General features: G+C 45.0%; 10 protein-coding genes. All 10 read left to right on the forward strand.

Features of this window, described 5'->3' with window-relative positions; translation table 11 throughout:
• Window positions 1-14 precede the first annotated feature (14 nt).
• Window positions 15-1,616 carry a putative polysaccharide biosynthesis protein gene (locus tag FFM75_RS12990; protein ID WP_137629594.1) on the forward strand — a complete coding sequence of 534 codons (1,602 nt, stop codon included), beginning with the start codon at window positions 15-17 and terminating at the stop codon, window positions 1,614-1,616.
• Between the two features lie 9 nt (window positions 1,617-1,625).
• A complete protein-coding gene (locus FFM75_RS12995; protein WP_307722400.1) occupies window positions 1,626-1,901 on the forward strand; it encodes an RNA-binding S4 domain-containing protein in 276 nt (91 codons plus the stop codon).
• A 119-nt stretch (window positions 1,902-2,020) separates the two neighbouring features.
• The gene (locus FFM75_RS13000) at window positions 2,021-2,419 is read left to right on the forward strand and encodes an FtsB family cell division protein (protein ID WP_137629596.1); all 399 of its coding nucleotides are present in this window, start codon (window positions 2,021-2,023) and stop codon (window positions 2,417-2,419) included.
• A gap of 124 nt (window positions 2,420-2,543) precedes the next feature.
• Window positions 2,544-3,092, forward strand: a complete 549-nt coding sequence (locus FFM75_RS13005; protein ID WP_137629597.1) for a S1 domain-containing RNA-binding protein — start codon at window positions 2,544-2,546, stop codon at window positions 3,090-3,092.
• Window positions 3,093-3,328: 236 nt separating this feature from the next.
• A complete protein-coding gene (tilS, locus tag FFM75_RS13010; RefSeq protein WP_137629598.1) occupies window positions 3,329-4,684 on the forward strand; it encodes a tRNA lysidine(34) synthetase TilS in 1,356 nt (451 codons plus the stop codon).
• Window positions 4,685-4,703: 19 nt separating this feature from the next.
• On the forward strand, window positions 4,704-5,246 hold the full coding sequence (hpt, locus tag FFM75_RS13015; RefSeq protein ID WP_137629599.1) for a hypoxanthine phosphoribosyltransferase: 543 nt from the start codon (window positions 4,704-4,706) through the stop codon (window positions 5,244-5,246).
• 96 nt (window positions 5,247-5,342) lie between these two features.
• The gene (ftsH, locus tag FFM75_RS13020) at window positions 5,343-7,508 is read left to right on the forward strand and encodes an ATP-dependent zinc metalloprotease FtsH (RefSeq protein ID WP_137629600.1); all 2,166 of its coding nucleotides are present in this window, start codon (window positions 5,343-5,345) and stop codon (window positions 7,506-7,508) included.
• A 90-nt stretch (window positions 7,509-7,598) separates the two neighbouring features.
• A complete protein-coding gene (hslO, locus tag FFM75_RS13025; RefSeq protein WP_137629601.1) occupies window positions 7,599-8,486 on the forward strand; it encodes an Hsp33 family molecular chaperone HslO in 888 nt (295 codons plus the stop codon).
• A complete protein-coding gene (gene dusB / locus FFM75_RS13030; RefSeq protein WP_137629602.1) occupies window positions 8,486-9,493 on the forward strand; it encodes a tRNA dihydrouridine synthase DusB in 1,008 nt (335 codons plus the stop codon). The genes hslO and dusB overlap by 1 nt, the downstream gene beginning before the upstream one ends.
• 108 nt (window positions 9,494-9,601) lie before the next feature.
• Window positions 9,602-11,101: a lysine--tRNA ligase gene (gene lysS, locus FFM75_RS13035; protein ID WP_137629603.1), complete on the forward strand. Its 1,500-nt coding sequence runs from the start codon at window positions 9,602-9,604 to the stop codon at window positions 11,099-11,101.
• The last annotated feature ends 531 nt before the right edge of the window (window positions 11,102-11,632 follow it).

An 11,632-nucleotide genomic window follows, 5' to 3' on the forward strand; every position in this document is an offset into this window, starting at 1 on the left:
GAAGGGAATTTGTGATGCCAAAAGATCGCTTAAACACGATGTTTCGCGGCGCCTTGATTTTGTCCGTGTCATCATTGGTTGCGAAAATATTGAGTGCGGTATACCGGATTCCGTTTCAAAATATGGTTGGTAATACCGGCTTTTATGTGTACCAACAGATTTACCCGATTTACGGGATTGGGATGACCTTTGCGTTAAATGGGTTTCCCACGTTTATTTCAAAGTTAGTGGCAGAACAACCAGATGCGACCAGTAAGTCATTAGTGACGCGGCGAGCTTTTCATATTTTGAGTGGGCTGTCGCTGTTACTGTTTGTCGGCTTACAGTTAGGGGCACATTGGTTAGCGTTACGGATGGGCGATGTTCGCTTAGCCCCCATCATTGATGCCGTGGCGTGGATGTTTTTATTTATGCCATGGCTCGCGACGGGCCGCGGGTATTATCAAGGCAAGTTCTTGATGGGCCCGACGGCGGTGTCACAACTGATCGAGCAGACTGTTCGCGTCGGCGTCATTATTATGGCGGCCTATTTTGGGGTCCATCGTGGTTGGGATGATTACCACATGGGCACTTGGGCGATGAGTTCAGCAGCCATCGCGGCGATTTGTTCATCACTGATTTTTGTCAGTTTTGGCTTACGCCATTTGCTAGCCCCCGCACCGCGACCGACCCATCGACTACCTAGTTATCGTGATCTGACCAAACGGTTCATCATTGAAGGTGGGACGTTGTGCTTAGTTGCCGCAGTCGTGATTTTATTACAATTGATCGATTCATTTTCAGTGATGCGTGGGTTAACGCGTCAAGGGATGCCGTTAGATTGGGCCAAATCGGTCAAAGGGGTCTATGATCGTGGCCAACCATTGGTTCAATTAGGGCTAGTCGTCGCCACTTCATTTTCGGCGACTTTATTGCCAGCGTTAACGCATGCGTTAGCGAAGCATCAATTAATTGAATTCAAACGGCACACGCGGGCGATGGTCCATGTGAGTTTAGCTTTGTCGACGGCCGCCACAGTTGGCTTGGTCGCATTAATGCCCCAAATCAACCGGCTATTGTTTGGCTCGACGGAAGGTACCACTGCATTGCGGATTTATGTCTTTAGTATTTTATTTGCGGCTTTGATCACCACTTATACGAGTGTGTTACAAAGCTTAGACCAATACACGGCAATGATCATTGGGATTATTGCGGGTTTGGCAACCAAAGTGCTAGTCAATTATCAAATGGTCGTGCACTTTGGTATCAATGGGGCCAGTCTGGCGACGGTCCTCAGTCTCGCCGTCATGTTTGGCGTGATGTGGTTAGGGTCGCCAGAAGACTTGCGCCAAGTCTTATTAGAAAGTGGTTATTTAATCAAGTTAGTCTTAGTCAGTGGGGCGATGGGGTTAGTGGTCGTCTTTACGAGTCGTGAAATTCGCGCATTAGTCGGGTTACAAATGGCTAATAGTCGTGGTATCGCGGGCATCATCACGTTAGTGGGCGTTTTAATTGGCGTGGCTGTGTTCGTGGTCGGGGCCGTGGGCTCACGGTTGTTTACCATTCGTGAGTGGCTCGTTTTACCCTATGGCAAGCGGTTGATTAAGTCAGTTGCTAAAGGAAAGGAACATCATTAAAAAATGAGTATGCGTTTAGATAAATTTTTAAAAGTCTCTCGAATCATCAAGCGGCGCTCAGTCGCTAAAGAAATCGCCGATAAAGGGCGGATCCAAATCAATGGTAAAGTCGCGAAATCGTCGACCAATGTCAGTGTGGGCGATGAATTGATTATTGGATTTGGGAATAAGACCTTAACGGTGTCAGTGACCCAGTTATTGGAAACCACGAAGAAAAACGATGCTGAGTTGATGTATGACATCGTCAGTGAAGATTACAAAACGGATTATCGGCAACAACCATAGTGATTTTTTGAGAATGAAAAATCGGCTGAAAACATTGGTCTAAACCTAATGATGTCGTTTACACCATCGTTTTAAGTTGTTATAATTTAGTCAACACGATTAGAAAGGACTGGCCTAGCATGACGAACGGTTCCCGCGGGAAAATCAAGCAGTTGGATAATGACTATTCGCGACAAGTCGCTAGCGACCACCAAAGTTACCATCAACGGCGACTACAGGTGCATCGGCGGCGGTTTATCACGATTGTGGCGGTATTTGGGGCGTTGTTGTTATTTTTTGGTTTTCAATTAATCAATACACGCGCGAGTTTGCACACGGTGAATCGCCAAGTTGCCACCAGTCAAGTTAAATTAAAAAAAGTGCAAGCCAAGCATACCCAACTTGATACGCAAATCAAGCAACTCAATAATAAGGATTATCTACAAAAATTATTGCGTTCAAAGTATGATTACACGAAGAGCGGTGAAACGGTTTATAGCTTACCAAATGACAATGCATCCGATGTAACTGCTAATTAATCGGGGCTGTTGATGGTTTTAGATAGGTAGACCATTTTTAAGACTAGCTTAAATAATTTAACTCAGTGTTTCACAAAATATGCTATACTAAAACCATTATTTCATAGGAGGAACAACTTTTTTTATGGCAATTGAAGTAGGTACGAAAGTCACTGGTAAGGTATCCGGGATCACTAATTTCGGTGCATTCGTGAACTTAGGTAATAATCAAACGGGGCTGGTGCATATTAGTGAAGTTTCCGATGGATTCGTCAAAGACATTCATGATGTTTTGAGTGTTGGCGATGAGGTGACCGTCAAAGTGTTATCAGTTGGTAACGATGGTAAGATCGGGTTGTCAATTCGGAAGGCTGTGGATCATCCTAAGGGTGAACATGATCATCATGACAATCACCATAATGGTAACCATCAAGGTGGTAATCACCAAGGTAATAATAATCACGGACGCTCTGATCGTAACGAACATCAAGGCAACCATCGCGAACGTACTAATAACTTTCATAGTCGGGGTGGCAATGGCGGCGGCCGTTTCCAATCACGGCAACATGAAAATAAGAAGCAAGACTTTGATTCCTTAATGTCTGGTTTTCTAAAAGAAAGCGAAGATCGCTTAACAACCTTAAAGCGAAACACGGAAGGTAAACGCGGCGGTCGTGGCGGTCGCCGTAGTTAAGAGTGTGAGGCAAGCCGGGTTGGGACTGAGCATTAGCCTAGCTAGGTAATGATGCCGGTGGTTTTTCCGGGATTGTTACCTAGTGTAGCTAAGCGGAAGTCCCAGGCTTGCCGAACACGTTTCGGCAAACGTCGCCCAACACCAAATAAAAAAGTAATCAAAATTAAAAAACAAGCAAAGCGCGGGACGATGTCTGGCGCTTTTCTTGTAGCTAAAGGTTGAAAGGAGGGTTCCCAGTGACTTTAATGGCGCAATTTAACCGACAGTTGGCTGCCGCTAAACTGTTATCACCACAAGTGACCGTGGTGGTGGCTGTCTCGACTGGTGTCGATTCGATGGTATTACTGACTTTGTTACAGCAGTTGCCTAAACAGCAACGGCCACAGCTAGTTGTCGCTCATGTGAATCATCATTTACGGGCACAAAGTGCGACCGAAGCGGCTTTTATGACCGCGTATTGCCAACGGCATCAGTTGCCACTCCAGCTAGCTGATTGGTCCCCAAGTGAGCATCCAAAAAGTGGCGTTGAAGCGGCGGCCCGTCAATTTCGATATGCCTTTTTTGCTAAGGTGATGCAAACGACTCAAGCTGCGGCTGTGTTGACGGCCCATCATGCTAATGATCAAGCGGAGACTTATTTAATGAAGTTAGCGCGCGGTGGTGAATTGACACAATTGACCGGTATGGCAGTGGCCCGACCGTTTGCGCAAGGCCAACTGGTTCGCCCGCTATTGACCTGGCCCAAAGCGGCATTGCGGCAATATGCGCAAGATCATGAAATCAAGTGGTTTGAAGATGCGACTAATCAAGATGTGGCGTTGACACGTAATCGACTGCGACACCGAGTTGTGCCGGAGTTAGAGACGATTAATCCGGCTTTTTTGCAACATGTTGCAGCGTATGAACAGCAATTAACGACGTTACTACGGGCCCAACAACAAATGGTCGCCACGTTGTTGCCAACAGTTGAGACACCGACGCATGGCTTATATCTAGAACGGTTACGTCAATTACCTAGTGATTGGCAGTTACCGGTCTTAAAAACATGGCTGATTCAACGGACGGGACAAGTTTGGGCAACCGCGAAACTCCAGCCTTGGCACCATTGGTTATTGAATCCACAACGGCCAACGGGTCAACGGGCACTAAATTCCCAATGGCAACTCGTCAAAGCCACTGATATCATTGAAATTCACCCCCTCAAAAAAAGGGTTAAAAAGTTAAGGCCCGTTGAAAAAAATATGGTAGACTTAAACCAATGGCAGAAAATTACTGCGACCCAAACTGTGGGTGTTTTTGACCAAGCGCCAAGCGCGACCAGTCAGCCCTTTTCGTTAATGACTGCTGATTGGCCATTGCAATGGCGACCGTGGCAACCCGGTGACCAATTACAACTAAAAAACGGCGGGCATCAAACTGTACGTCGAATTTTAATTGACCAAAAGGTACCGATGGCGCAACGTGATCAAGCAATGGTGTTAGTCAATGCTCATGGGACGGTGTTGTGGTTAGTGGGTCATAAGTTTAGTTACCGCGACCCGCACGCCGGCACGCAAACAGTATTTTTAGCCTTAAAACACATACGGAGTTGAAAGGAGCACATCTGAAACGATGAACAACGACATTGAACGAGTACTCTATAGTCGCGACCAAATCCAGCAAGTGGCACAGAAATTGGGTCAAGAATTAACGACGGAATATGCGGGTAAAAACCCATTGGTGATTTGTGTACTCAAGGGTGCCGTCTTATTTACCACTGATATTATCCGCGAAATGGATACTTACCTTGATTTGGACTTTATTAACTTATCCAGTTACGGTAATGAAACCATTTCAAGTGGTGAGGTGCAATTAACCAAGGATTTGGATGCCGACGTGACGGGACGCGATGTGTTAGTGATCGAAGATATCATTGATACAGGGCGGACATTGAAGTTTTTAGTTGATTTATTGAAACGACGTGACGTTAACTCAGTTAAGGTCTGCACCTTGTTGGACAAACCAGCTGGGCGTTTAGTTGATATCAAAGCAGATTATATTGGGTTCGAAGTGCCGAATGAATTTGTGGTTGGGTATGGCTTAGACTATGCCGAACGGTATCGAAACCTCCCGTACGTTGGGATTTTGAAACCAGCGATTTACGAGCATAAATAATTGGTCAATGATAGTCAAATGTGCTATGATTTAGACTATCGAAGTATAGTACCGTGCTTTTAACAGTATATAAAAGTTTCGATGAAGGAGGCACATATGAACAATCGACGCAATGGACTCTTTCGTAATAGCTTATTTTATATCTTGATCTTTTTGAGTTTAATGGGGATTATCTACTTTTTCTTTGGTGGTAATTCCAGCTCACAAACGCAAGATATTCGCTATAGCGAATTTGTCAAACAATTAGACAAGAATAACGTCAAGAACGTTAGTATCCAGCCTAGTGGTGGCGTCTACAAAGTAACCGGTCAATACCGGAAAGCGCAAAAGGTTACGTCAACTAATGCGTTGGGGATTTCTAGCAACTCATCGTCGAAAACCACGTCGTTTTCAACGACTATGTTAGAAAATAATTCCACGGTTGAACAGGTTTCTAAGTTAGCCAACAAGAACAACGTTAAATTAACAGCGAAAGCTGAAGAATCTAGCGGGATTTGGGTCACGTTGTTGATGTATGTGGCGCCATTGATTCTGTTTGTATTCCTATTCTATATGATGATGGGACAAGCAGGCCAAGGCGGCGGGAACAACCGAGTGATGAACTTTGGGAAAACGAAGGCCAAACCAGCTGATAGTAAACAAAATAAAGTTCGTTTCTCTGATGTTGCCGGTGAAGAAGAAGAAAAGCAAGAATTGGTCGAGGTTGTCGAATTCTTGAAAGATCCGCGGAAGTTCGTCTCGCTGGGCGCCCGGATCCCATCGGGTGTCTTACTCGAGGGGCCTCCGGGTACTGGTAAAACGTTGCTTGCCAAAGCGGTCGCTGGTGAAGCCGGCGTACCATTCTTCTCGATTTCTGGTTCAGATTTCGTGGAAATGTTTGTTGGGGTCGGGGCCAGTCGTGTCCGGGACTTATTCGAACAAGCCAAGAAGAATGCCCCATCAATCATCTTTATTGATGAAATTGATGCCGTTGGGCGGCAACGTGGTAATGGCATGGGCGGCGGTCATGATGAACGTGAACAAACCTTAAACCAATTATTGGTTGAAATGGATGGGTTCACTGGTAACGAAGGTGTTATCGTTATGGCTGCGACGAACCGTTCTGATGTTTTGGACCCTGCGTTACTTCGTCCAGGTCGTTTTGACCGGAAGATCTTAGTTGGTCGTCCAGACATCAAGGGTCGTGAAGCAATCTTGAAAGTACACGCCAAGAACAAGCCATTGGCTAGTGACGTTGACTTGAAAGAAATCGCTAAGCAAACCCCTGGGTTCGTTGGGGCCGACTTGGAAAACTTATTAAACGAAGCTGCCTTATTGGCTGCTCGCCGTAATAAGAAACAAGTCGATGCTTCGGACTTAGATGAAGCCGAAGACCGTGTCATTGCTGGGCCAGCCAAACATGATCGGGTCGTTTCTAAGCACGAACGGGAAACCGTGGCGTACCATGAAGCGGGTCATACGATTGTTGGGTTAGTCTTAAATGATGCTCGAGTTGTCCATAAGGTAACGATCGTGCCACGGGGCCGTGCTGGCGGATATGCCATCATGTTGCCACGGGAAGATCAAATGCTGATGTCTAAACGGGATGCCAAAGAACAAATGGCTGGTTTAATGGGTGGTCGTGCGGCCGAAGAAATTATTTTCGACGCGCAATCATCTGGTGCTTCCAATGACTTTGAACAAGCAACGCAAATTGCACGGGCAATGGTCACACAATATGGGATGAGCGAAAAGCTTGGCCCAGTTGAATTGGAAAATGCGAACCAACAAGCGGCTTACCAACAAGGCATGGGCGCAAGCGCCTTTTCACAACATACGGCTCAAATGATTGATGATGAAATTCGTGGATTGGCGACTGAAGCCCATCAAACAGCGATCGATATCATTCAATCACATCGTGAACAACATAAGTTGATTGCGGAAGCTCTATTGAAGTATGAAACCTTGGATGAAAAGCAAATTCTCAGCTTATTTAAGACTGGGAAGATGCCTGAAAAAGATGGTAGTAGCGAATTTCCAAGTGAAAAAGCCGCTACTTTCGAAGAATCAAAGCGTGAATTGGAACGCCGTGAAGCTGAAAAGCAAGCGGAAAACCAAACCAGCGCAGCTGATCAACCAGCTTTCCCTAGCGAATCGCAAGCTGATGTGACACCAGAATCAACGGCTACCACCAATGATTCCGCTGCTGCCACTAGTGCGACAAGTGCGGATAGTGCGCAAAGCACAGCTGATTCTAGCGATGATTCAGATAGCCAAGCTTAAAGTGATGATTAAAAGAGCTGAGACTTTGTCTCGGCTCTTTTTCTGTTGTATGATTAATCAGAATATTAACCAGTAGATAGGAGTTTATTAATGTCAGATTATTTAGTTAAAAGTGTGGCTGGAAACAGCATGTTTCGGGCTTACGCGATCGATGCAACCGGGGTCGTTGCAGAAGCGCAACGTCGGCATGATACTTGGAGCGCTGCTTCAGCTGCTTTAGGTCGGAGTCTAGTGGGGACACTTCTCTTGGCATCATCGGTTTTAAAAGGTGATGAAAAGATGACCGTTAAGATCAATGGGAATGGGCCAGTTGGTGGCATTGTCATTGATGGTAATGCTAATGGTACGGTCAAAGGCTATTTACAGCATCCACACGTGCATTTGCCGTTAAATGATCAACATAAGATCGACGTCAAAGGCGCAGTTGGGACGGAAGGCTTCTTAGCCGTGACTAAAGACCAAGGTGTCGGTGATCCGTTTACCGGTCAAGTAGCCCTAGTTTCAGGTGAACTCGGCGAAGATTTCACGTATTACTTAGCACAATCTGAACAAATTCCATCAGCGGTTGGCTTGTCGGTATTTGTTAATGACGATAATACCATCGATGTGGCCGGGGGCTTTTTAGTCCAAGTTTTGCCAAATGCCACCGATGAGGCAATTGATTCATTAGAAGCTAAACTCAAAGACTTACCATTGGTATCACACTTATTGCGCGAAGGGAAAACCCCTGAAGACATTCTGAACTTGCTCTTTGATGATGATGTCAAAGTCTTAGACCGGTTACCAGTCAAGTTTGAATGTGACTGTTCAAAAGAACGTTTCGGCGATTCGCTAGCGGCATTGCCAAAACATGACTTGCAAGAAATGATCGATGAAGACCATGGTGCTACGGCAGTTTGTCATTTTTGCGGCAATGAATATCACTTTTCAGAAACTGACTTGCGGGATATTTTGGCACATTCCCACGGTAAAGCCTAATGACAACTGCTTGGCAAATCGGTGATGTGACGATTCCTAATCGGGTCGTTGTAGCGCCGATGGCTGGGGTCACAAATGCGGCGTTTCGGGTGATCTGTAAATCCAATGGCGCTGGACTCGTCGTTTGTGAGATGATTTCTGATCGTGGCATTATGTATCATAACCAGAAAACGTTAGCGATGATGTTTGTCGATCCGCAAGAGCATCCCATGAGCATTCAGATCTTTGGTGGTTCCAAGGAGACACTAGTTCAAGCGGCGCAGTTTGTGGATCAACAGACGAATGCCGATATTATCGATATTAATATGGGCTGTCCAGTTAATAAGGTCGTCAAAACGGATGCTGGGGCAAAATGGTTATTAGATCCAGCTAAGGTTTATGAGATGGTGGCTTATGTTACGGATGCGGTCCACAAGCCAGTTACCGTAAAGATGCGAACGGGTTGGGATAGTGACCATGTCTATGCCGTTGAGACTGCACTGGCGGCTGAGCGTGCTGGCGCAAGTGCGATTGCAATGCATGGTCGGACCCGACAGCAAATGTATCAAGGTCACGCCGACTGGGGTGTTTTAAAGCAAGTTGCCCAGCAGCTAACGATTCCGTTTATGGGTAACGGTGATGTGCAGACCCCCCAAGATGCCCAACGCATGTTGACTGAAGTCGGCGCGGATGCGGTGATGATTGGTCGCGCAGTTGAAGGCAACCCATGGATGCTACAACAAACGACGCACTATTTGGCAACCGGTGAGCTATTACCGGAACCAACGCCATTAGAAAAGATGGCAACGGCCCGTGACCACCTGCAACGCTTAGTTGCGTTGAAAGGAGAACGAGGTGGTTGTCACGAATTTCGGGAACAAGCCCCATACTATTTAAAAGGGATTCCACGCTCGGCCCGAACGAAGGTGGCTATAATGGAAGCCGATTCTTCAGTGGCGATGACTGAGCTATTAGACCGATTTACGGCACAATTGGCAACTTATTTGGCACGGTCAGCGGTAAAGTGAATAATTAACTTGCATTTTTGCGGCCTGATTGTCAAAATTGTAATGTATACTGAAAGTTGTGGAGGAGTTAGTGCAAAACGACTCCCCTAACAGAATGGAGGAACACTAGTGGCACGACAAGAACAAACGATGAATGACCAACTCAAGGTCCGTCGCGAAAAAATGCAAGAACTACGTGACGAAGGTATTGATCCTTTCGGTCAGCGGTTCGAACGGACTGATTTAGCCCAAGATTTACAAGATAAGTATGGTGAGATGGATAAGGATGATCTCGATGCTAAACAAGTGACCGCAACGATTGCTGGTCGCATGTTAGCTAAACGGGGCAAAGGGAAAGTTGGCTTTGCTGATGTTTGGGACCGTTCTGGTAAGATGCAATTATATATCCGGAAAGATGTTGTGGGCGAAGATGTCTATCATATCTTCAAACGCTCAGATATCGGTGACTTTTTAGGCATTACTGGGGAAGTCTTCAAGACTGACTTTGGTGAATTGACGATTAAAGTGACTGGCTTAACTTTCTTGTCGAAGGCATTACGGCCATTACCAGATAAGTTCCATGGGTTACAAAATGTGGAACAAATTTATCGGCAACGGTATTTAGACTTAATCTCGAACCGCGACAGTTTTGATCGGTTCTTGAAGCGGACTAAAATCATTTCCGCCATTCGGCATCATTTAGATAGTCATGATTTTATTGAAGTTGAAACGCCAATGTTGCATAATCAGGCTGGTGGTGCATCTGCACGGCCATTTATAACCCATCACAATGCGTTGAATATTGATTTATATTTGCGGATTGCGTTGGAACTCCACTTGAAGCGTTTAATCGTTGGTGGCATGGAAAAGGTCTATGAAATCGGTCGTGTTTTCCGTAATGAAGGGATGGACCGTGAACATAACCCTGAATTCACGATGTTAGAATCATACGTTGCTTATTTTGACTTCCATGATGTTATGGATGAAACTGAAGGTATCTTTAAGGCCGCTGCTAAGGCAGTGACTGATGACGGTATCGTGACGTATCATGGTCAAACGGTTGATTTAAACCAACCATTTAAGCGAGTACACATGGTTGATGCGATTAAGGCACAAACTGGGATTGACTTCTGGCAACCAATGTCATTGGAAGATGCGCAAAAGCTTGCTGATGAACATCACGTGAAGTATGAACCATATTGGAAGGTTGGCCATATCATTAATGCCTTCTTCGAACAATTTGTTGAAGATACCTTAAATGAACCAACCTTTATCTATGGTCATCCAGTGGAAATCTCACCATTGGCTAAGAAGAATCCTGACGATCCTCGGTTTACTGACCGGTTTGAATTATTCATTTTAGGTAATGAATATGCGAACGCCTTTAGTGAATTGAACGATCCGATTGATCAACGTCAACGGTTTGAAGCGCAAGCTGCTGAACGGACAGCAGGTAACGATGAAGCTGAACATATTGATGAAGACTTCGTCGAAGCTTTGGAATATGGGATGCCGCCTACTGGTGGTCTTGGGATTGGGATTGACCGGTTAGTGATGTTAATGACCGATGCAGATTCAATTCGCGATGTTTTATTGTTCCCAACAATGCGTCCAGAAGAAGATAAGTAAAAATTTAACGGCTGTAAAATTGGTTTTTGCCAATTTTACAGCCGTTTTTTTGTCGATAAGCGGTATTTTGAATCGATTATGAAGTGTTTTTAGTTGTAATTATCTTTTTTTTGAAAAAAGTTGCGAATTATTTTACCGAACGTTCTAGTGATTTTATGTTGAAATTGTATGGTGACGTTCGGCATAAGTTGGCAAAGTTGGGCAATTATTCGCCTGCAATAGATGGACGAAATGTAATTTCCGGACATTTTTAAAAAGTAAATTAAAACATGGTAATAATGACCGGTTATTTTTGCGATTTAGGGGTTGCATTCCACCGGAATAATTGGTAAATTAGTATACGTTGTTGAGGCGCACAAAGCGGTTAGCCGCTTGCTTCCAACGGAAATTAAATTATAAAAAGTTGTTGACAAGATGTTGATGACTTGATATGATGATTAAGTTGTGTTGAGGTAATCAACCAACGGATTTAGACCTTTGAAAACTGAACAAAGTTTCGACGAATCAAATGTGTAGGGTCTACTAATTTAA

The sequence above is a fragment of the Lactiplantibacillus daowaiensis genome (genome assembly GCF_005405085.1).
Lineage (GTDB): Bacteria > Bacillota > Bacilli > Lactobacillales > Lactobacillaceae > Lactiplantibacillus > Lactiplantibacillus daowaiensis.